The sequence below is a fragment of the Oscillatoria sp. HE19RPO genome, assembly GCF_024220515.1.
Taxonomy (GTDB): Bacteria; Cyanobacteriota; Cyanobacteriia; order Cyanobacteriales; family Laspinemataceae; genus Laspinema.
This window is the reverse complement of sequence record NZ_JAMXOT010000062.1, coordinates 1-22,211: the sequence shown is the minus strand read 5'-3', so window position 1 is coordinate 22,211 and position 22,211 is coordinate 1. Positions and strand designations below refer to the sequence as shown.

Below are 22,211 nucleotides of genomic sequence, written 5' to 3'. Positions count from 1 at the left end.
CTCACCCCAGTCACGCCTGTTTTGAAAGATTTCTCTCAATTGGACGAGTCGGTACAATATTTAGAGAGTCATCTGGCTCAAGCAATGGGGTCTTAATTCAAAAGACTCGTGTCCCCCTAGCGAGGAAATCAATGTTGGAACAATCACCCTCCCCGATCCGGCGCTATAGTTTTGCTGTAGCAACGGTAGTCGTGTCTTTGATTCTGAAGTGGTTAATTTCTTCAGAACTCATGACAAACAACCCCTTTTTGTTGTTGAGCGCGACAGTGGCGGTGAGTGCTTGGTATGGAGGATTTCAGGCTGGATTGTTGGCTACACTCTTAGCCGCAATTTGCGGTGAATATTTCTTTTTGTTGCCGGTTTATTCCTTCGGAGTCCATAGTCCTGGGCAAACTTTAGCTTTGGGGGTATTTCTGATAGAAGGATTCGCCATCAGTTGGCTAATGGCGGCACTTTACAGATCCCGCCAAAAAGCCGAATTGTATGCTCAAGGGTTAGAAAATACCCAGGAACAATTCCGACAGATTGCTGAAAATATTGATTGCTTGATTTGGATGACTGACCCGGAGAAAACCGAAATTTTTTATGTCAGTCCTCAATATGAAAAGCTGTGGGGGCGATCGCTAGAGAGTCTGTATCAACAACCCTCCTCATTTTTGGATGGAGTACATCCCGAGGACCGCGATCGCGTCAGAACCGCTTTAGCCAAACAGTCAAGCGGACAGTACCATGAAGAATATCGCACGGTTCATCCTGACGGCACTATTCGTTGGGTGCGATCGCGGGCATTTCCAATTCGCGATCATCGCACCGGTGAGGTGTGTCGAATTGCGGGAATAGTCGAAGATATCACCGAACGCAAGCAGAGAGAACAGGAGTTCTTACAAGCTAATGAGCGGTATCAACGGGCCTCAACTGCCGTCAATTGTGTGATTTATGATTGGCATTTGGAGAGTCAGCAGGTGGTTCGCAGTGAAAGCCTCAGCCAATTTTTAGGCTATCCCTTAGCCGAGGAGGGACAAGATGCGGACTGGTGGATTTCTCTGATCCATCCCGATGATTTAGAACCGGCTTTTATCGCCATTAATCAGGCGTTAAATCAGGACAATCGGTTTGATATAGAATATCGCATTCGCCACCGAGATGGCCGATATTTGAATGTATCCGATCGCGGAGGAATTTTGCGGGATGAATCGGGGAAAGCAGTGCGCGTGATTGGGACAACCATCGATATTAGCGATCGCAAAAAAGCCGAAATCGAACTACAAAAACGAGAAGAACTCTTCCGGACCTCGGTGGAAAACTTGCTGGATTGTTTTGGAATTTATACATCAGTGCGGGATGAATCGGGAAAAATTATAGACTTTCGCATTGAATATGTCAATGCCGCAGCCTGTGCCAGCACTGGATTGACTCGGGAAGAACAGACTGGGAAAAGAGTTTGCGATTTATTTCCCGGACACCGAACCACGGGACTTTTCGAGGAATATTGCCAAGTCGTTGAAACTAGAAAACCCTTGGTGAAAGATTCCTATGTGGACGAAAAACTTACCACCGCAACGGGAGTGACTAAAGCATTTGATATCCGAAGTGTTGCATTTGGAGATGGGTTTTTAGCAACCTGGCGGGATATCACCGAACGCAAACAAGTCGAAAATGAACTCTACCGACGGGAACGAGAATTTACAGCCTTGGCGGAAAATTCACCGGATATTATTGCCCGATTTGACCGAAAAATGCGTCCTTTGTATGTCAACCAAGCCATATATCGCGTCACCGGGCGATCGCCGGAAGAGTTTCTCAGCACAAGTAATCCGGAACTCACCTTTCCCGTAACCCAGTCGCCAGATTGCCAAGGGGCCATTGCCCAAGTCTTTGCCACGGGAGAGGAAGGTGCAATCGAATGGGACTTAACGGATGTCAACGGGTTGAGTCGATATTATCAGTCTCGCTTAGTTCCAGAATTTGATCGCGATGGTGCCGTAGAATCGGTCCTGTCTCTCAGTCGTGATATCACGGAATATAAATTTGCTCGGGCCACATCTGAGCGCAACCAGGAACGGTTACGACTCGCGTTGGAATCTGCCAAATTAGGGTTGTGGGATTACGATTTAGACTCCCAAGAAATTTCTATGTCCCGGCGATGTTTTGAAATATTTGGACTGGACTTACCCTCAAGAGTGATTCAATATGCTCAGTTCGTTGAATGTCTGCATCCCGAGGACCGGGACCGGGTGAATCGGGCTGTACAAGGTGCGATTACCGATCGGGCAGATTATGACATTGAGTATCGGATTATCCGAACGGACGAATCGGTGCATTGGATTGCGGCAAAAGGTCGAGCTTTTTATGATGAGAGGGGGACTGCAGTTCGGATGGGGGGAGTCATCCTGGATATTACTGAACGGAAAAAGGCCGAGGAAGAACGCGATCGCCTCCTCAAACAACTGGAATTTGAGCAACAACTGTTAAAAGCAGTCCTGCAACAAATGCCTGCCGGTGCGATCGTGGCTGAAGCGCCCTCCGGGAAAGTGCTACTCAGTAACAAGCAAGCGCAATCGATTTGGAATGAGACGATCGCCGAAGAACACAACTTAGAAGAGTATCGCTTGTTCCAAGGGGTACATCCCGATGGAAGACCCTATCAACCGCAAGAATTTCCCTTATCTCGGGCGATCGCCTGCGGTGAGACGGTGATGGATGAAGAAATCGAAATACCCCTCACCAATGGTCATTCTCAGATTTTGTGCCTGAGTGCCAAACCCGTGAAAAATTTAGCCGGACGAATTGTCGCCGGGGTGGTGATGTTTTATGACATTAGCGATCGCAAGTTGGCCGAACGCCAGCGTGAGGAGTTGCTCCGGCGGGAACAGGAAGCCCGCAGGCAGGCAGAAGCCGCCAGTCGCATGAAAGACGAATTTTTGGCAATTGTCTCTCACGAGTTGCGATCGCCCTTGAATGCGATTTTAGGCTGGTCTCGCCTGCTGCGTCGCCGCAAACTCAACCCGGAAAAAATGGCTCAGGCCCTAGAATCCATCGAACGTAACGCCGAAATGCAAACCCAGTTAATTGAAGACCTCCTGGACATTTCGCGCATCATTCGCGGCAAAATTCGCCTCTACCTGCGTCCGTTGCAATTAATCCCGGCAATTGAATCGGCCATCAATACCGTGCGTCCTACAGCAGAGATTAAAAAAATTAAGTTAGTAACGACTCTTGATCCAGGCGTGGGATTGGTTTCCGCCGATGGCGATCGCCTCCAACAAGTGGTCTGGAATTTGCTCTCCAATGCCGTGAAATTCACCCCAGAAGGCGGACGAGTGGAGATTTGTTTAGAACGGGTGAAAAACTGGATACAAATCCGGGTGATTGATACCGGAATCGGCATCGAACCGGAATTTTTGCCTTATATGTTTGAACGCTTCCAGCAGGCGGATAGTAAAACAACGCGATCGCATGGGGGATTAGGACTGGGGTTGGCGATCGTCCGCAACCTCGTCGAACTGCATGGCGGCCATATTTTTGCTCAGAGTCCCGGACCCGGAAAAGGTTCCACCTTTGTGGTACAACTCCCCTGCTTAGAAGATACAAGCGATGGAATAGACGATCCATGCTTGGGATCATCCTCCGTGGAGTCCGATGAATCTTTTTCAGAACTCGCGGGGTTAAAAATCTTAGTGGTCGATGATGAATTTGATACAAGGGAGTTTTTAATTACTGCCTTGGAACAGTATGGTGCCGAGGTATTTGCCGCTGCCTCCACCACCGAGGCGATCGCCTTACTCCAAAAAATGCAACCGGAAATTCTCCTGAGTGACATCGGAATGCCTGGAGAAGATGGCTACAGCTTAATTCGTCAAATCCGCAACTTACCCCCAGAACAAGGCGGACAAATCCCTGCCGCTGCTCTCACTGCTTATACTCGCACCGAAGACCGAATTTTGGCCTTGGCGGCTGGATTTCAGATGCACATACCCAAACCCATTGACCCTAAAAATTTGATTGATATTGTCCTCCAACTTCAAACAGGCCAACGAACGCTCAAAAGCTGAGTTAGACTCAAGCATCATCCCTAAGCGGAGGAATCATACTCTCAAGAAGTGGAAGTTTTGCTGTCAGCAAATAAGTGGTCATTTCTCCTTTACCTTTAATAAAAACCTTTCCCCGTTCCTGAAACGAATACTCATCTTTTAGAAATAAATAAGTTTCCCGAGTTACCTGAATCGCCCCGGGAATCCCGTGAGATTCCATCCGAGAGGCGATATTAACCGTATCTCCCCAAAGGTCATAAATGAACTTTTTAATCCCAATTACCCCGGCAATCACCGGACCCGTGGCGATGCCGATACGGATGCGAAAATTTTGTCCGGTTTTGTTATTAAACGTGGCGATCGCCCGCTGCATATCCAACGCCATATCGGCAATAGCTTGAGCATGATCATCCCGAGGTTCCGGTAACCCCGAAACCACCATATAAGCATCTCCAATGGTTTTAATCTTCTCCAACTGATGCAACTCCGCCAACGCATCAAACTCCGAGAAAATCTGATTGAGCAATTCCACCAATTCCCAAGGGGAAATATGGGAAGACAGTTCCGTAAACCCGACAATATCCGCAAACAAAACCGAAACATTCGTGTAACTATCTGCCAAATTTTTGGGGTTTTGCTTCAATCGAGTGGCAATGGAGTGGGGTAAAACATTCAGAAGTAAACTTTCAGAAAGTTTTTGTTCCTCCTCCAATTGACCATAAGCCTCTTCTAAATCCCATCGAGCTTTAAATTCAGCTTTTTGTAATTTTTCATATAAATAAACTGACAAATTGCCAATGAAACAGACCCAGAAGAAATACAACGCCATTACGGAAGGCTTCATCCAAGTTGTTGGATTACTGAAGGTTACTCCTAAAGCAGAATTTACCCCCAGATAGTACAAAAACACCCCTAATTGAGCCGCTAGATGGAGATACCAACGCACGGGAGTAAAGGTTGCCTGACCGAAAAACATAATCGTCCAAACTAAGATATCCGGTTTAGCAACTCCCGACAAAGTACCCTGAATTTGCGGAATAATTGTCACGGACCAATAAAAGGCGAGAAAGACTAAACTGGGATAACGGCGACCTAATTTGCTATGCTGAAGTAATAGACATAACAGTAAACTGAGTTCCGTACTCACCTGCGATCGCAACCATGCTTCCTGAAAGTCCTCGGGACGGAACAACCAATTGCTCACTTGTAGCAGACTGGAACTCAAAAAAGCCATCAATCCAATCCACAACCCCACATCCAGACGCTTGCGCATGAAACGGTCCCGCCATGCCTCATATTCAGCATCGCGGGAGGCATGGGGAGAAAGAGGGGACTTGAGCACCTTGGTAAGCAGGGACGCTACCGGGTTGTTTTCCATAAAGTCATGCTGCATGGGTGTTTGCCATCCGGTTGAGGGACTTAAATGCCGATCGGTTTTCCTGAGTGTGCCACATTCTGCTCCCAGTGATTAATCTCTGAGTGTAGCATTTTTGGCAAGTCGTCCTTTCTGTGGTAAGAACCCGCACCCTGAAGGGTGGGGCTATACGGACGAAGCCCGCCTGCGCGGGCTGGTTTATAAATCCTAGTTTTTTTGATAAAAACCCGCACCCTAAAGAGTGGGGCTATACGGACGAAGCCCGCCTGCGCGGGCTGGTTTATAAAAACTACTTTTTCGGTCTGGATTTTGTATGATAAAGTAACTTTTAAAACCGGCTTCCTTATTAGAAACACGGTTTCTAACTCCTAGATACCTGGATACCCGATCGCATCCGGACTCGATTATAAAAACTGGACAAGAAACCCAGTTTCTGATACCCAATTCGGTTGCAAAAAGTCAGTTTTCTCCATTAGCCCGCGCAGGCGGGCTTCGTCCGTATAGCCCCACCCTTCAGGGTGCGGGCTTGCCTATTTAGGAAAGGGACTCGGATTGCCAATACAAACAAATGCCGCCCAATATTTAACCCCAGCAAAGGGTTGAAAATCATCCGGTTTTGTGCTGAATTCCTGTAACTGTTTCGCACTGGCATAACTATGCTGTGCCACCGCATCAATTGCTTCCTCGGTTAACCATTCAGCCCGAATTTTCCCAATGGTAATCTGCTGTAAATAGCGTTGTGCCTCCTCCAATGCCTCAGTGCGACCTAAATCCGTCTCAAACAAATTGTGATAAAATCGTTCCATTAAAATTGCCGTGGGTACATCGGGAACACTCCACAGACTCATCACCACGGTTTCTGCACCCGCCACAATAAAAGAGCGCCGTAATCCCAGTACCCCCTCACCAATGGTCGGATCACCCAAAGCTGTATTACAAGCCGATAGCACCACCAACCGAGTCCCGGTTAAATCCACCTGGAATGCACCCTGTGCCGTCAACACCCCCTCCTCCGCCGGTTCCGGCAAAATGCCCCCTTGCCGCGCCGTATTCGCCCCAGCCAAGGCTAAACCGGCTCGCGTCATCGGGTCCTGGAACTCCACCCGGTATCGACTGCGAACGGATAACGGCATCCCGGGGTTTGTCTCACTTCCCCGAATTTGTGGGAACATTCCCCAGTCCGGGGGAGTTTGGTCAATGGGGAGAAAATAACCATGAGTGGCGATATGGACAATTTTGGGCGATCGGCACCGAGACAGCAAGGATTTCACCGCCTGGGCTTCTGTATAGAGGGGAACCCCCAATAATTCAGCAATCAACTCCCCTTCAATTTGCGTCCCTGGCAGCTTGGTAAAGACTTCACCGGCACCCTCTCCCAACTCCCGCAATACCGATCGCACTTCCTCAGAAACCGGGGAGGCGGGTTGAGTCGGTTGAGTCGGGATGGGTTGATTCCTCCAGGAGTCACTACGAACGTTTGTAGTAACGCCTTCAGGGGTTATCGGTTGAGTCACCTGGCGATCGTACTCTCGCGCTTGTTTCTCAAACTGGTGTAAGCGATCGCCATAGGAAGCGTTGTGGACCACCACCGCCAACCAAAGCATTCCGAAAACCAGCAGCAAAATTGCCATCGGAAAGACAGCTAATAAGATGAAATAGGAGAGAAAGGCGATCGCCCCTGCCACTGCTAACATCATCTCCTGGGCGATCGGTTGCGGCTGCTTCGGCGGTTTTAATTTCTCCAGTTTGGGCGGTGGGGGAGTCATCTCCTGGGCGATCGGTTGCGGCTGTTTGGGCAGTTTTAATCCCTCCACCCGCAAATTATAATCGGGATTGGCAATCACTAACGAGTCCGTATAGTCCACGGGAATCGGGAACTGGAACCGCAACAAATCTCGCCCCACACTCAGATAGCGCAACCCATACTCATCCATCAAATAGGCAGTTCCCTCCTGGGACAAAATCCCCAAAGGCAGGGTGGTCAATTCCCCATCCGGGGCAATATATACCGTCTGCTGGGGTTGCAAATAGGGTTTCAGGGGGACAATCAGCGTTTGATACAATTTCTGCCCTTCCGAGGTGGTGTAGAGCAGGGGGGAACCCGACTCAGGTGCTTTTTCCACGGGGGTTTTGTCCGTCGGTAAGGCGAGGTCGCGACTGGGGTGAGACTGTTCCTTGTCGGAAACCGAGAGGCGGAATGTCTGACAGAGGCGATCAATCTCCTCCGCCTCCCCTAAATCAATCATTTCCACCCCTGCCGCCTCTCCTGCGGGCAACACAAACGCCAGATATCGCGCTGGAAACCGTTGTTTATCCCCATGCGCTTTCACTGCCTTGAAATTAAAGACATTAAATCGCACAAACTCCACCAGAGTTGACCCATTGGGGAGAGCTTGGGCGATCGCCTCCCGACTGGCATGATTCAAGTGCATTTGCAGGTTCATCTCCGGCATTTGACGACTCAGCGATCGTTCCACCTCCTCTCGTTCCTGGGTGATCCGTGCCAATTCTGCCCGATAACCGGACAACTGTTCCCCGGATTGATTCTGCATCTGGGTCGTCAAAAAGCTCACTTGCTGAATCAATTGGCGCAACTTCTCAAATTCCGGCATCAGGTGCGGGTAACGTCCGGAGAAGATGAGCGATCGCAGCAACAAACCCGCCTCCGTCGCCAACCCCTTGCGCCGCAAAACCAAATCCAACGCCGCTTGTTTCGCTGCTGCATCCTCCGACAAATATTGGGTAATCAGAGAGAGAAATACCTCTAACTGCCAATAGTTTTGCTGCATATATTCCAGGCGCTGCCTGTCACTGCTGATCGATAAGATTTCACCAATCGTCCGGTTTTGAATTTGGGTTGCCTGCTGCATGAGTTGGAATGCTTCTTGAGGGCGATTCATTGCCGCCATCAGGATTGCCAAATTTTTCAAACTGTTGGCATAGTCGGGAAGATTCTCACCCAACTGCACCTTCTGAATCTCCATTGCTTGACGCAAAAGGGGCTCGGCATCTGTCCACCTCCCCATTGCGTAGTACAGTCCCGCCAAATTGTTCAAACTTTGGGCATAATCGGGATGATTCTCACCCAACTGCACCTTCTGAATCTCTATTGCTTGCACAAAAAGGCGTTCGGCATCCGTCCACCGCTCCAGTGCGTGGTACAGTTCCGCCAAATTGTTCAAACTGGTGGCATAATCGGGATGATTCTCACCCAACTGCACCTTCTGAATCTCCATTGCTTGCCGAAAAAGGGGTTCAGCATCTGTCCGCCTCCCCATTGCTCTGTATAGTTCCGCCAGATTGTTCAAACTCCTGGCATAGTCGGGATGATTCTCACCCAACTGCACTTTCGTAATCTCCATCGCTTGCCGCAAAAGGGGCTCGGCATCGGTCCGCCTCCCCATTGTGGAGTACAGTCCCCCCCAATTGTTCAGACTTTGGGCATAATCGGGATGATTCTCACCCAACTCCACTTTCCTAATCTCCATTGCTTGCCGCAAAAGGGGTTCGGCATCCGTCAACTTCCCCATTTCGTAGTACAGTCCCGCCAAATTGTTCAAACTGGTGGCATAATCGGGATGATTCTCACCCACCTGCACTTTCGTAATCTCCATTGCTTGCCGCAAAAGGGGTTCGGCATCCGTCCACTGCCCCATTGCGTAGTACAGTGACGCCAAATTGTGCAAACTGGTGGCATAATCGGGATGATTCTCACCCGGCTGCACCTGAAAAATCTCCATTGCTTGCCGCAAAAGGGGTTCGGCATCCGTCAACTTCCCCATTGCTCTGTATAGTCCCCCCAAATTGTTCAAACTGGTGGCATAATGGGGATGATTTTCACCCGACTGCACCTGAAAAATCTCCATTGCTTGCCGCAAAAGGGGTTCGGCATCCGTCAACCTCCCCATTGCTCTGTACAGTCCCCCCAAATTGTTCAAACTTTGGGCATAATCGAAATGATTCTCACCCAACTGCACCTGAAAAATCTCCATTGCTTGCTGCAAAAGGGGTTCGGCATCCGTCAACCTCCCCGTTGCGTAGTACAGTCCCCCCAAGTTGTTCAAACTTTGGGCATAGTGGGGATGATTCTCACCCAACTGCACTTTTATAATCTCCATTGCCTGCCGCAAAAGGGGTTCGGCATCCGTCCACCGCCCCATTGCGTAGTACAGTAACGCCAAATCGTTCAAACTGCTGGCATAGTGGGGATGATTCTCACCCAACTGCACCTTTTCAATCTCCATTGCTTGCCGCAAAAGGGGTTCGGCATCCGTCAACCTCCCCATTGCTCTGTAAAGTCCCCCCAACTTGTTCAAACTGGTGGCATAGTGGGGATGATTCTCACCCAACTGCACCTTTTCAATCTCTATTAACTTCAAGAAAAGGGGTTCGGCATCCGTCAACCTCCCCATTGCGTGGTACAGTGACGCCAAATTGTTTAAACTTTGGGCATAATTGGGATGATTCAAACCCGACTGCACTTTTCTAATCTCCATCGCTTGCCGCAAAAGGGGCTCGGCATCCGCCAACCGTCCCATTGCTCTGTACAGTGACGCCAAATTGTTTAAACTTTGGGCATAGTGGGGATGATTTGAACCCGCCTGCATCTTTTCAATCTCTATTAACTCCAAGAAAAGGGGTTCGGCATCTGTCAACCTCCCCATTTCTTTGTACAGTCCCGCCAAACTGTTCAAACTTTGGGCATAGTGGGGATGATTTGAACCCAACTGCACTTTTCTAATCTCTATTGCTTGTACGGAAAGGCGTTCGGCATCCGTTAACATCCCCATTTCGTAGTACAGTCCCGCCAAATTGTTCAAACTGGTGGCATAGTCGGGATGATTCTCACCCAACTGGACCTTCCAAATCTCCATTGCTTGCCGGTAAAGGAGTTCAGCATCCGTCAATCGCCCCATTGTTTTGTACATTACAGCTAAATTGTTCAAACTTTGGGCATAATCGGGATGATTCTCACCCAACTGCACCTTCCGAATCTCCATTGCTTGCCGCAAAAGAGGTTCAGCATCCGTCAACCGCCCCATGTCTTTGTACAGTTCGGCCAAAATATTCAAACTGGTGGCATAATCGGGATGATTCTCACCCAACTGCACCTTCCAAATCTCCATTGCTTGCCGCAAAAGGGGTTCAGCATCCGTCAACCTCCCCATTGCATAGTACAGTGCAACTAAATTGTTCAAGCTGGTGGCATAGTGGGGATGATTCTCACCCAACTGCACCTTGTCAATCTCCATTGCTTGGCAGAAAAGGGGTTCAGCATCCGTCAACCGCCCCATTTTTCGGTACAGGGACGCCAAATTTTTCAAGCTTGCGGCATAGTGGGGATGATTCTCACCCAACTGCACCTTGTCAATCTCCATTGCTTGGCAGAAAAGGGGTTCAGCATCCGTCAACCGCCCCATTGCATAGTACAGTCCGGCCAAATTGTTCAAACTGCTGGCATAGACGGGATGATTCTCACCCAACTGCACTTTTAAAATATCCATTGCTTGCAGATAAAGGGGTTCAGCATCGGTCAACCGCCCCATTGCCTGGTAGAGTGACGCTAAATTGTTCAACCTGGTGGCATAGCTGGGATGATTCTTACCCAACAGCACCTTGTCAATCTCCATTGCTTGGCAGAAAAGGGATTCAGCATCCGTCAACCGCCCCATTGCTTTGTACAATCCAGCCAAATTGTTCAAACTAATGGCATAGTCGCGATGATTTTCACCCAACTGCACTTTAAAAATCTCTATTGCTTGCCGCAAAAGCGGTTCAGCATCCGTCAACCGCCCCCTTGCTTTGTACAATCCAGCCAAATTGTTCAAACTGCTGGCATAGACGGGATGATTCTCACCCAATCCATCTTTCCCCAGTTCACACGCTTGTTGGGCAAATTGAATTCCTTGCTCATACTGACCTTCCTTGTAAGCGGTTTCTGCCTTCCTGTTTAGCGAGTTAACTTGCTCAAGCAGATTATCAGACATCAGTCAACCTCCAATACTTGTGTAAACTAATATTCCGTCAGGTCAAAGTCTTATTCCCTTATCTAATATTCCCGAAACCAACCCCGAATAACCCAACTCTCTGCCTCCGGACCGAGGGACGCATCTCGATAAAGATGAGCGCAGATAGGTCCAAAAAATCATCAGGGCATCGGATAAACTTATGTAAGTGGCATCAACTGATGGGGGTTTTTCTGAGGGATTTAACCTATTTTATCCCTAGGATTCATTGCCCAATGCTCAATGGTTACGGATTGGAACTGTGGGTTTGCATCAACGTTTAAAAGACAGGAGATATCATCATGAACCCCTTATCTCTCGAAAAATTTCACCAATCTTTAGAGGTTTGCAAATCTTTAAAAACTATTCAACGTCAGCGTTCCACTCTTCCTTGTGAAGCCCTCCATCTGCTGTGCGAAGTTGCCCAGGACCCATTCGAGTTACTGGATTTGTGCCAACAGCATGATAGCGAGATAGAACCCGCACTCACGGCAATTGCTGACTATGCTGCCAGTGTGGATAACTGGAAAGCGGGAGATTGTCCCTTTGGGGTGAAAGACCATTGTAATATTTTGCACTTTCTGCTGAATGTTCATACCAAACAATTTGCGTTTTTTAGAGGCAGGGAAACCTTTACTCCGGAAATCATCTGTGAATTTATTAAAGATTGGAAAGGCATTGATTTGACTCCTTTAATTGCATCTCGGGAAAAAACATCCGTTGCTTAATCTGAGGTTAGGAGAGGGGGTTACTTCTTGCTTCTTTCTGGTGGCATCAGAATATCTAATGAGTTTCTGCCGCGTAACACGGATAATCTGATTGGACTGACATCACCGTGTAACTCGGTGCTAGGATAGGGAGGACGACAGGAGGAAGTGATATGCTAACCGAAACCAAGCAACCGCGAAAAGTTAGCCAACCCAGGACCCATCAAGGAAAATTTGGCAGTCCCTACCGGGAAAAAAGGGGGGCTGCGATCGCCATGCGCCTTCCTGTAAGTCTGGATGCCTTAGTCAGGCAACAGGCAGAGGAAAAAGGAGTAAAGGCAAATGAGATAGTTGCCGAAATTTTAGCAAAGCACTTCAATTGGTCACAACATAACCCTTAAATCCCTTTCATGACTGAAAACAAAAAAGAGTGGGACCCATGTGAAGAAGGCCGAGAATGGGCGGCGGCGGCTACTGAAACAGCTTGCCAAAAGATTGCTAAAAGGAAGGGGAAGCGGTTAGTCGAAATCATCGATACCCAAAATAACCCTTTACGATTTATTTGCATATTGGAGGATTACCCCGATGAGTAACTCAGTAGTATTGACAGAAACGGCCAAAGTCCCTTTAAAACAAATGATTTCATTGTTGGAATCCATTGAAGCGGGTAACTACAGCCTATTTCAAGAGTTGGAAAATGCCTTTATTGCCAAATATGGGATTGAAGTGTGGGAAGAATATTTTAATTTCCACCTCCTCCCCTCTCTGGATGATGTTTCCAAGTCTTGGCTTTTCCAAAAAATGGTAGAAAAATCTAACCGCGAGGACTAATCCTTGCCTAAACTGTGTGGTGGCGTCACCCGGCGGGGGTTTAAACCCCCGCCGGGTTAGGGGGTGAACTCCACCACCTCAAATTTCTTAGAAAATACCCGGGCATTCCACTGCCGTCCCACCTGCTGAAATATCTCCCGCAATCGTTCCTCGGTGACGACAATATCTCCCGGTTTATAATTCGGATTCACCCAGGATAACTGAACCGGATGGTCTGTCAGAATTGCCAGAAAATACTCGTTCCCAATATCCGTATATTGCAAAGAACTGGCTAACGCCTTGATACTGGGAATATGCAGTTTTTTATCCGGCGTAACCTGGGTTTCTACAGAAAATGCCAGAGACGGACAAAGGCAATACCGCTTACCGGATACCCCCTGATTAATCAAGAGCAAATGACCCGTTTGCGGGAAATCCACCTGTAAGGCATATTCTTCCCCTTTGTAAATCGTCACCGGGTTTTTCACCCCATTCAAGCACAAATCCCGGTCCTGGGATTTTAAATCAATCATCTGCAATTCTTCCATCGCATAAGTCGCCGTTTCCTCCGCCAATTTCCACCCCTGCCGAGGAAAGTCTATTTCCCACAACCACTGATAAATGATTTGCCAAGGGGCTTTGTAATCCGGATGTTGGGGTTGCCGCCCTCTTGTTCTTGGCAACAAGTCAAGCGCTATCCCATCCGCTGCCATCTTTTCGCCAAATCTGAGGATTATCTTTTTAATGACATTCCCTAAACACTGTTCAATGTTTTGAGTAAAGGACTTGTTTAATGCCTCTTCATTGATTTGTACGGCTAACTCGGTATTGCGAATATTTCTGTGTTTCGGATGAAAGCGATACCAACAGCAGAACCGCTCGTTGTCACTACCTAAAGAGGGAATAACGTCGTTGGTAAAATTATTGAGAAATTCTTCGTGTAACGAGGTGGCTAGTGGAAGTTCTATCATTTCCGCTCTCCTATTTTGCTTGAATATCCCGGTAGTTAAAAGTGCCGGGTCGGTTACTGTTCTTACTTTACCATGGGTTTGAAAAAAACTCCCGGCAAAATCGGCCCAAATCGGGCAAATTATTTGTCGTTATTTAAACTTATTTTTCCGTAAATAAATTTATTTACCGTGATTTCAAGCAATTAATAGAGGGATTTATGCGCGGATAAGTAACTCGGAGAAACAAATATTTAATTGTATTTGTGAACGGTTTACAGTGATTTTGCCAATCCATTTAATGGGGATATAGCCGTTCGGAGTTCAACCCATGAGCAACAAAATCCCCCTAGACCCCAAAGTTTGGCAACTGATGGAATGCGTTATTCCGAATTTAATAGGACTGTATATTGATAGTTATTTTGGTTGTGCATTGAGCGTTATCTGCTTATTGTGGCACTGGACTGGAGACAAAACCGATCGCACTTCTACCCGGCGTCAAAAGGCGATCGCCTTGTTGCCGGTGGCGATCGCCTTTTGTGTACTCAATGGACTGGGTTCGGTCCCTGGTGAACCCAGTTCCGTGAATCCGGGAGGGGGGACATTAAACCGGGTGCCGTTAATCGCCGTCGTCCCTCCCAAGACAAAACCGGGTTTTCTTGATACTGTAGAGTTTTAAACCGTCACTGGGAGGGAAAAATTTGAAACAGCAGCGCGATCGCCGTCCTTTTATCCTGCCACTGTTGGCGCTACCATTTCTCGCTGCATCCCTGTTGTCAGGATGCGGGACGAACCCCACCCGCCAAATCCAACAACCGGAGGTCCTCCGCTTACTCTACTGGCAAGCGCCAACCATTCTCAATCCTCATCTATCTGTGGGGTTCAAGGATTGGGAAGCGAGTCGAATTACTTTAGAACCCCTGGCAACGTTCAATAATCAGGGGGAGTTAATCCCCCTCTTGGCGGCAGAAGTTCCCACTGGGGAAAATGGCGGAGTGGCAGCAGATGGTTTATCGGTAACCTGGCAACTCAAACCGGATATACAATGGTCCGATGGCACTCCCTTCACTGCTGCTGATGTGGTGTTTACTTATGAATTTATCTCCAATCCCGAAACTGCTTCGGCAAGTTCCTCTAATTATGATGCGATCGCCTCAGTGGAAGCGATCGACCCCCTAACTGTTAAAGTTAATTTTAAGGCGGTTAATCCCGGTTGGTTTTTACCCTTTGTCGGGTCCGAAGGGATGATTTTACCCCAACATATTTTTGCCGATTATACTGGCGCAAATTCTCGACAAGCACCGGGTAATTTATTACCTGTGGGAACAGGTCCTTATCGCGTCGTAGAATTTCGACCCGGGGATACGGTGGTTTATGAAGCGAATCCCTATTTCCGAGAAGCAGAAGACCTCTATTTTCAGCGAATTGAACTCAAAGGCGGTGGGGATTCTACTTCCGCAGCAAGGGCGGTTTTACAAACGGGAGATGCGGATTATGCTTATGGATTGCAAGTCGAACCCCTGGTTTTAGAACAATTAGAAGCGGGGGGACAAGGACAAGTGATGGCAAATTTTGGTCCATTAAGCGAACGGATTCAACTGAATCAAACTGACCCGAATCGTGCAACAGCAGCAGGCGATCGCTCTAGTTTGGAATTCCCCCATCCCTTTTTGAGCGATCGCCAAGTGAGACAGGCATTCAATCTGGCGATCGACCGCAATACCATTTCTGAGCAACTCTATGGTGTCACCGGCATCCCCACCCCCAATTTTCTCGTTTCTCCCCCCACCTATCTCTCCCCCAATACCCGATTTGAATTTAACCTAGAACAAGCAGCAGCATTACTCGATGCCGCAGGTTGGCAGGATACCAATGGCAATGGCATCCGGGATAAAGATGGAGTAGAAATGCGTGTTTTGTTTCAAACCTCGGTTAACCCCGTGCGTCAGAAAACCCAGGAAATCATCAAACAAAACTTCCGAACCATCGGGGTAGAAATGGAAATCAAAAGTATTGATGCCAGCATCTTTTTCTCCGGCGATCCCTCAAATACTGATTCCCTGAATCGCTTTTATGCGGATTTACAAATGGTGACCACCGGCAACACCTCCCCCGACCCCACGCGCTACCTCCAAACCTTCACTTGCGGGGAAATTGCGCGTCCTGAAAATAACTGGTCCGGTAGCAATACCTCCCGCTATTGTAATCCGGAATATGACCAACTGTTTCAACAGTCCACTACGGAATTGAACCCGGAAAATCGGGCAGCATTATTTATACAAATGAATGATTTATTAGTGGAGGATGTGGCAGTGATTCCTTTAGTCCATCGCGCCGATGCGATCGCAGTGAGCAACACCCTAGAAGGAGTCGAATTAACCTCCTGGGATAGAGTCGTTTGGAACATCCACCAATGGCGACGGAGATAGTTTAAATCCCCTCCTGGACGGGCGATTCGCGAATCGCCCCTACAGGGGAACGTGACACCATCTGGACGGGCGATTCGCGAATCGCCCCTACAAGACCCCGATCGCATCAATTGGAGGGGATTGGAACCTCTGGACTGGCGATTCTCGAATCGCCCCTACAATGGGTCCCGATCGCATCAATTGGAGGGGATTTGAACCTCAACCCCTGCTGGATTCGGTTGCTTAAAACTGATTATTTTTGTGCCTATGAAAACCTATTTGTTGAAACGCCTGCTGATTTCCATTCCCACCTTAATTGCCATTAGTTTGGTCATTTTTACCATCTTAGCATTAGCACCGGGCGACCCATTAGGAGAATTTGCCACGAATCCTGCCATCACCGCCGAAGTGCGAGAAAATCTGCGGCGTTCCTTTGGATTGGACCAACCGATTCATATCCGATATATGAAATGGGCCTTCGCCTTTTTTACCGGAGATATGGGATATTCTTTTACCAGTCGCAGTCCCGTTATCGACTTAATACTGCAACGGTTACCGACTACGTTATGGGTCGTCGGTTCTGCCTATCTCTTAGGGATATTAATCGCCTTTCCCCTGGGCATTATCTCCGCCCTTAACCGCTATTCTCTACTAGATAAACTAGCAACAACTTTTGCCTTTTTATGGTTTTCTCTCCCCACGTTTTTCACCGGAGTGCTGTTTATCATTATTTTCAGCGTTCAACTCAACTGGTTTCCCTTTATCTATAATAGCACCTTAAGGGTAACGGATTGGAATAGTTTTATCGCCCAACTTAAGCAGTCCATTATGCCAATTGCTGTTTTAGGACTGTATCAAGCGGCGATTTTAATGCGGTTTATCCGGTCCTCGATTTTAGAACAACTCTATCAGCAATATGTCCGCACCGCCTACGCCAAAGGACTATCGAAATTTAGGGTGATCCAACGGCACGTTTTAAGGAATGCGTTGATTCCCGTCGTTACCCTGGTCGCCCTCGATATTCCTGCGGTATTTACGGGCGCATTAGTCACGGAACAGGTGTTTCGAGTGCCAGGAATTGGTTCTCTGTTAATTGATTCTATTTATCGCAGCGATACCCCTGTGGTGATGGCAATTACATTTATTTATGCGGTATTAATTGTCATTTTCAATTTGATTGCTGATTTACTTTATGCGATATTAGATCCAAGGGTAAAACATCATTCATAGTTCTCTTTTGAATTTATCATAATAATCCAACCATTCCGTTATAATTATGTCCAATGCAAGCCCTGTTCAAACCGAAATACCGCCAAATTTTAACCCAAATTTAGGTAAAAAAGCATGGCAAAGATTTTATCAAGATAAAATGGCGGTTTTAGGTGCGATCGCCCTTACTATTATCCTCCTCTGCGTTATCTTCGGTCCCTTCTTCTACACCACCACCATTGATGAAATTGATTTCAGTCGGTCCTCAATGGGTCCAAGTTGGAATCATCCCTTTGGCACCAATTCCCTGGGTCAAGATATTCTCGCCCGAATGTTATCTGGAGGACGAATCTCCATCGCCGTGGGTGTCGCTGCCATGTTAGTGGCGATTACTGTCGGGGTATTCATCGGTGCAGTTGCTGGATATTATGGCGGCATTATTGATGCCTTACTCATGCGCCTGACTGACTTATTTTTAGCCCTTCCGCAGTTACCCTTACTGCTGTTAGTGGTTTACCTCTTTCGTGAACCGATTCGGGCAGTTGCTGGACCAGAGTTGGGCATTTTTATCCTAGTTGTTTGGGTGATTGGTTCCCTCACCTGGATGTCTGTGGCGAGACTGGTTAGGGCCGGATTTTTAACCGTTAAACAATTAGATTTTGTGAGTGCAGCGAGGGCATTAGGTGCATCTCCCCGGCGGATTATTTGGATTCATATTTTACCAAATATTATCGGTCCGGTAATTGTTTCTGCAACCTTGGCGATCGGGAATGCCATTATTACCGAATCCACCCTCAGTTTCTTTGGATTAGGATTTCCTCCCGACGTTCCCACCTGGGGACGAATGCTTTATGATGCCCGAGATTACTTACAAACCTCCCCCCATCAAGCAATTTTTCCAGGACTAGCAATTTTTATCACCGTCAGCAGCATTAATTATATCGGCGATGGATTACGCGACGCCCTCGACCCTCAAAGTCGTTCTATTTAATCCCCATTCTCTTCAAACACTGGGGGCCATAAATCAGAAATTTGTAATTCCCATCCCGGAAGCAATTCGGGAAGGGTCAGGATATCGTTGTCGGTAAACAGAATAGGGGTTTGATTGGGGCGATAGAGGGTAACGGTTAATTCATCGGGGTCGATTAAAATACCCATTTTTACCCCTTGTCCCAGAAACATTTGAAGTTTTTCTTGAAGTTTAGTAATGCGATCGCTTTGGGATTTGATTTCCACCACTAAATCCGGAACCACTTCACTAAAATACCGGACTGTGCGCGGCATTCGCGATCGCGACACATAAGACACATCCGGCGCGGTTAAATCAGCATTGGGGAGAATAAATCCACCGCTAGAGTCAAAGACTAACCCCAGACGACGAGGGGTGACCCAATTACCCAGCAATCGACTCAACTGGGCACCAATATAGCTGGAGACAATATCTGATGGACCCATGACAATCAGGTTTCCCTCGCGTAATTCTATCTGGTAATCATTGGAATCATTTTGGAGTTGGGATTGCAGGTTTTGCAAGTGTTCAACGGTTAAAGACATGAGTTTTTATAGGTGAAGTTTATTTAAAACTATCATACCTCAATTTGGTGAGTTATGGGGGTTAAGAAACCGGGTTTTTATACAAATTTGGGATAGAGAAACAAAGATTAGGGCAAAAACCCGGTTTCTGGTTGGGTGTCGGGGGGGCTAGAAACCGGGTTTTTATCCAAAATTTGGATGGGGACTCGTAAATTTAGGCAAAAACCCGGTTTCTGGTTGGGTGTAGGTTGAAGTGAGAACCTTAATGGGTGGTCCGGGCGGGTTGATCGATCGCCGTGGGTTCGTAGAGATATTCAAACCAGTTCCCATCCGGGTCCTTGCCGTAAAAAGAGGCAGTGCCATCGCGGTGATCGTGGATTTCCCGAACGTCGGCCCCTTCTGCTTTGAGGCGATCGTAGGCGGACTGAATTTCGGCCCGATCGCTGAAGACAAAGCCAAAATGGGGTCCTGCGTGTTGGTAGCTGGGACTCAGGAGGGCCAATCCATCCTCTCCGGCTTTTAAATAGGCCCAATCAGGGTCCTTCCAGACCACAGTCATGCCTAAGTTGTGATAAAAATGCACCGCGCGATCGAGGTCCGTGACGCGAATGGCAATATGTCCGATCCGTTTCAGCTTCATCATCCTTTAAGTTTTATGAACTTTCTTTCTATTCTTATTCTAAAGTTCTGACGGGCCTAAAGTGGCGATCGCAAGCTTCAGCGCCGAATCTCCCCCACCTCCCGATCAAACAAGGACAAAGGACAAATGACCAACGACCAAGGACAAATGACAAATGACAAATGACAACTCTAGGTCAGTTTGCCTGTAAATTTGATAGTCTAGCATAAATAGTTTTGGGAACGGATAGAAGCAGTGGACATTCAAATTGGGCGTGGCAAAACAGCTCGCAGGGCATACGGAATAGATGAAATTGCCTTAGTCCCGGGTACGAGAACGCTAGATCCTTCTTTAGCGGATACGCGCTGGACCCTGGGCGGGATTGAGAGAGAAATCCCGATTATCGCCAGTGCAATGGATGGAGTCGTCGATGTCCGCATGGCAGTTTTGCTTTCTCAATTGGGAGCAATGGGTGTCCTGAATTTGGAAGGCATCCAAACCCGGTATGAAGATCCCGAACCGATTCTCGATCGCATTGCATCAGTCGGCAAAGAAGAGTTTGTGGGATTAATGCAGGAACTCTATGCCAAACCGATTCAGCCAGAGTTAATCGAGAAGCGTATTCATCAAATTAAGAGCCAAGGCGGGATCGCCGCAGTCAGTGCGACTCCGGCAGGGGCCGCTCAGTATGGGGCAACGGTTGCCAAAGCGGGGGCCGATTTATTTTTTGTCCAGGGGACCGTGGTTTCCACGGATCACTTATCTCCCGAGTCCATCACCCCTCTGGACTTGGCTAAGTTTTGTCAGGAAATGCCCATTCCCGTGATTTTGGGAAATTGCGTCACCTACGAGGTGAGTCTGAAGTTAATGAAAGCCGGTGCAGCAGCGATTATGGTCGGGATTGGACCCGGTGCCGCTTGTACTTCTCGCGGGGTTTTAGGTATTGGGGTTCCCCAGGCAACGGCAGTGGCGGATTGTGCTGCGGCGCGGGATAATTTCTACCGGGAAACTGGAAAATACGTTTCTATCATCGCTGATGGGGGCTTGGTAACTGGGGGAGATATCTGTAAATGTATTGCCTGTGGTGCCGATGGGGTGATGATTGGGTCTCCCTTCGCTCGGGCGAACGAGGCTCCTGGACGGGGCTATCACTGGGGGATGGCGACGCCTTCTCCGGTGTTGCCTCGGGGGACGCGGATTCGGGTGGGCAGTACCGGGAGTTTAGAACAGATTCTCCGGGGGCCAGCGGGTCTGGATGATGGGACTCATAACCTCTTAGGGGCGCTAAAAACCAGTATGGGGACTTTAGGCGCTAAGGACATGAAGGAAATGCAACAGGTGGAAGTGGCGATCGCTCCTTCTTTGCTCACGGAAGGAAAAGTCTATCAAAAAGCCCAACAACTCGGCATGGGTAAGTAAATTTACTTTCCTTCGGTGGTGGTGTAAAGGTGGTGTAAAACTTTGCACAATTTTTACACCATCACAGCAATCTGTAGTTTAGAATAGAATATAGCGGAGACGCATGTTTCCGTTCACTCCTCACACCACACTCCGCCCGGACTTCTGTTCGGGCGGTTTTTTATTTAGGATGACTTGTTAGAATGCCAAAATAGACTAAACTAAAATCTGCATCCAAACCAATCGTCCTAAACTAAATCGACTCAATACATGAGATTTAGCCCCGTGCTACCCTCTTGCCAGGAAGTCTGACCACAGGCGATCGGTTCTAGGATGGTAAAATTACTCGTTGAGAAACCCTATAGAAAAGGAATCAAGGGCAATGTCAGCAGCCGCACAAGTTACAGACTCTACTTTTAAGCAAGAAGTGCTTGATAGCGAGGTTCCAGTTCTCGTCGATTTTTGGGCACCCTGGTGCGGACCTTGCCGGATGGTAGCCCCTGTTGTCGATGAAATCGCCCAACAGTACGACGGTCAGGTTAAAGTCGTTAAAGTCAATACCGACGAAAACCCGAACGTAGCCAGCCAATACGGAATCAGAAGTATTCCTACTTTAATGATTTTCAAAGGCGGCCAACGGGTGGATATGGTGGTCGGTGCCGTGCCGAAAACCACCTTGGCTAATACCCTAGAAAAATATATAGCAGCAAAGTAATCGACTCACCATCGAAACTCCCTTAGTAAACGGATTGTCTGGAGATTTCATAACGAAATGTTGGTTCTTGAGAATTCAGAATTTAGAATGCTCAACATTAAATCTTTTAATTGTTAGAGCCTAATTCTTAATTTTCTTTGGACTCCACTCAAACTGAACTGCTCCAGATCAACTTTGCGATCGCTGGACTCTGTGGAGTCCAAACTCTCTCCCGCCCTAGGTTGAACTCGGGCGGGTTTATCCTTTCTGCCCTCTGTGCCCTCCCTCTGGCATCCGGTTAAGACGGACCGAACCGGATCGAGTCTAGGGGTTCAGTAGCGATTAGAAACCCGGTTTCTCCACAAAAAGACTGAGAATTAGGAACAAAGTCAGGGCCAGAAACCCTAGCCCTGTCAAGGTGTATTTGTAGGGGCGCTTCGGGAAGCGCCCTTTGTAGAGGCGCTTCCCGAAGCGC

At 48.0% G+C, this 22,211-nt stretch carries 17 protein-coding genes; 12 read left to right on the top strand and 5 right to left on the bottom strand.

Annotation, left to right across the window (positions count from 1 at the left end; translation table 11 throughout):
- Nucleotides 1–131: 131 nt before the first annotated feature.
- Nucleotides 132–4,052, top strand: coding sequence for a PAS domain-containing protein (locus NG833_RS06805; RefSeq protein ID WP_254564552.1), 3,921 nt, complete (start codon nt 132–134; stop codon nt 4,050–4,052).
- 7 nt (nt 4,053–4,059) lie between these two features.
- Here the strand turns inward: NG833_RS06805 and NG833_RS06800 are convergent, their stop codons facing one another.
- Together NG833_RS06800 and NG833_RS06795 are read right to left on the bottom strand one after the other, a co-directional pair.
- On the bottom strand, nt 4,060–5,424 hold the full coding sequence (locus NG833_RS06800) for an adenylate/guanylate cyclase domain-containing protein (RefSeq protein WP_254564551.1): 1,365 nt from the start codon (nt 5,422–5,424) through the stop codon (nt 4,060–4,062).
- 512 nt (nt 5,425–5,936) lie between these two features.
- Nucleotides 5,937–11,393 (bottom strand): CHAT domain-containing protein, encoded by a 5,457-nt coding sequence (locus tag NG833_RS06795; RefSeq protein WP_254564550.1) that lies wholly within the window; start codon nt 11,391–11,393, stop codon nt 5,937–5,939.
- A gap of 320 nt (nt 11,394–11,713) precedes the next feature.
- Here NG833_RS06795 and NG833_RS06790 point away from each other — a divergent pair, with 320 nt between their 5' ends.
- From NG833_RS06790 to NG833_RS06775, 4 genes are all read left to right on the top strand, one after another.
- Nucleotides 11,714–12,139, top strand: a complete 426-nt coding sequence (locus NG833_RS06790) for a hypothetical protein (protein WP_254564549.1) — start codon at nt 11,714–11,716, stop codon at nt 12,137–12,139.
- 152 nt (nt 12,140–12,291) lie between these two features.
- Nucleotides 12,292–12,519 (top strand): hypothetical protein, encoded by a 228-nt coding sequence (locus NG833_RS06785; RefSeq protein ID WP_254564548.1) that lies wholly within the window; start codon nt 12,292–12,294, stop codon nt 12,517–12,519.
- A 9-nt stretch (nt 12,520–12,528) separates the two neighbouring features.
- The gene (locus NG833_RS06780; RefSeq protein WP_254564547.1) at nt 12,529–12,711 is read left to right on the top strand and encodes a hypothetical protein; all 183 of its coding nucleotides are present in this window, start codon (nt 12,529–12,531) and stop codon (nt 12,709–12,711) included.
- On the top strand, nt 12,704–12,949 hold the full coding sequence (locus NG833_RS06775; protein WP_254564546.1) for a hypothetical protein: 246 nt from the start codon (nt 12,704–12,706) through the stop codon (nt 12,947–12,949). Before NG833_RS06780 ends, NG833_RS06775 begins: the two co-directional genes overlap by 8 nt.
- A gap of 56 nt (nt 12,950–13,005) precedes the next feature.
- Here the strand turns inward: NG833_RS06775 and NG833_RS06770 are convergent, their stop codons facing one another.
- Nucleotides 13,006–13,899, bottom strand: coding sequence for a DUF4384 domain-containing protein (locus NG833_RS06770; protein WP_254564545.1), 894 nt, complete (start codon nt 13,897–13,899; stop codon nt 13,006–13,008).
- Between the two features lie 307 nt (nt 13,900–14,206).
- Here NG833_RS06770 and NG833_RS06765 point away from each other — a divergent pair, with 307 nt between their 5' ends.
- The 5 genes from NG833_RS06765 to NG833_RS06745 are packed head-to-tail and all read left to right on the top strand — an operon-like array spanning nt 14,207 to nt 18,483.
- Nucleotides 14,207–14,554: a hypothetical protein gene (locus tag NG833_RS06765; protein ID WP_254564544.1), complete on the top strand. Its 348-nt coding sequence runs from the start codon at nt 14,207–14,209 to the stop codon at nt 14,552–14,554.
- Nucleotides 14,555–14,576: 22 nt separating this feature from the next.
- The gene (locus NG833_RS06760) at nt 14,577–16,304 is read left to right on the top strand and encodes a peptide ABC transporter substrate-binding protein (RefSeq protein ID WP_254564543.1); all 1,728 of its coding nucleotides are present in this window, start codon (nt 14,577–14,579) and stop codon (nt 16,302–16,304) included.
- 51 nt (nt 16,305–16,355) lie between these two features.
- The gene (locus NG833_RS06755; protein ID WP_254564542.1) at nt 16,356–16,499 is read left to right on the top strand and encodes a hypothetical protein; all 144 of its coding nucleotides are present in this window, start codon (nt 16,356–16,358) and stop codon (nt 16,497–16,499) included.
- Between the two features lie 51 nt (nt 16,500–16,550).
- Nucleotides 16,551–17,513 (top strand): ABC transporter permease, encoded by a 963-nt coding sequence (locus tag NG833_RS06750; protein WP_254564541.1) that lies wholly within the window; start codon nt 16,551–16,553, stop codon nt 17,511–17,513.
- Nucleotides 17,514–17,559: 46 nt separating this feature from the next.
- On the top strand, nt 17,560–18,483 hold the full coding sequence (locus tag NG833_RS06745; protein ID WP_254564540.1) for an ABC transporter permease: 924 nt from the start codon (nt 17,560–17,562) through the stop codon (nt 18,481–18,483).
- Here NG833_RS06745 and NG833_RS06740 read toward each other — a convergent pair.
- Both NG833_RS06740 and NG833_RS06735 read right to left on the bottom strand, forming a co-directional pair.
- Entirely contained in the window at nt 18,480–19,046 is a 567-nt protein-coding gene (locus tag NG833_RS06740) for a Uma2 family endonuclease (RefSeq protein ID WP_254564539.1), read from the bottom strand. The genes NG833_RS06745 and NG833_RS06740 overlap by 4 nt on opposite strands.
- 241 nt (nt 19,047–19,287) lie before the next feature.
- Nucleotides 19,288–19,665: a VOC family protein gene (locus tag NG833_RS06735; RefSeq protein ID WP_254564557.1), complete on the bottom strand. Its 378-nt coding sequence runs from the start codon at nt 19,663–19,665 to the stop codon at nt 19,288–19,290.
- A gap of 234 nt (nt 19,666–19,899) precedes the next feature.
- On the opposite strand from NG833_RS06735, the gene NG833_RS06730 reads away from it, so the two are divergent.
- Nucleotides 19,900–21,063, top strand: coding sequence for a GuaB3 family IMP dehydrogenase-related protein (locus NG833_RS06730; RefSeq protein ID WP_254564538.1), 1,164 nt, complete (start codon nt 19,900–19,902; stop codon nt 21,061–21,063).
- Between the two features lie 328 nt (nt 21,064–21,391).
- Entirely contained in the window at nt 21,392–21,757 is a 366-nt protein-coding gene (gene trxA / locus NG833_RS06725; protein WP_256555850.1) for a thioredoxin, read from the top strand.
- Nucleotides 21,758–22,211 lie beyond the last annotated feature (454 nt).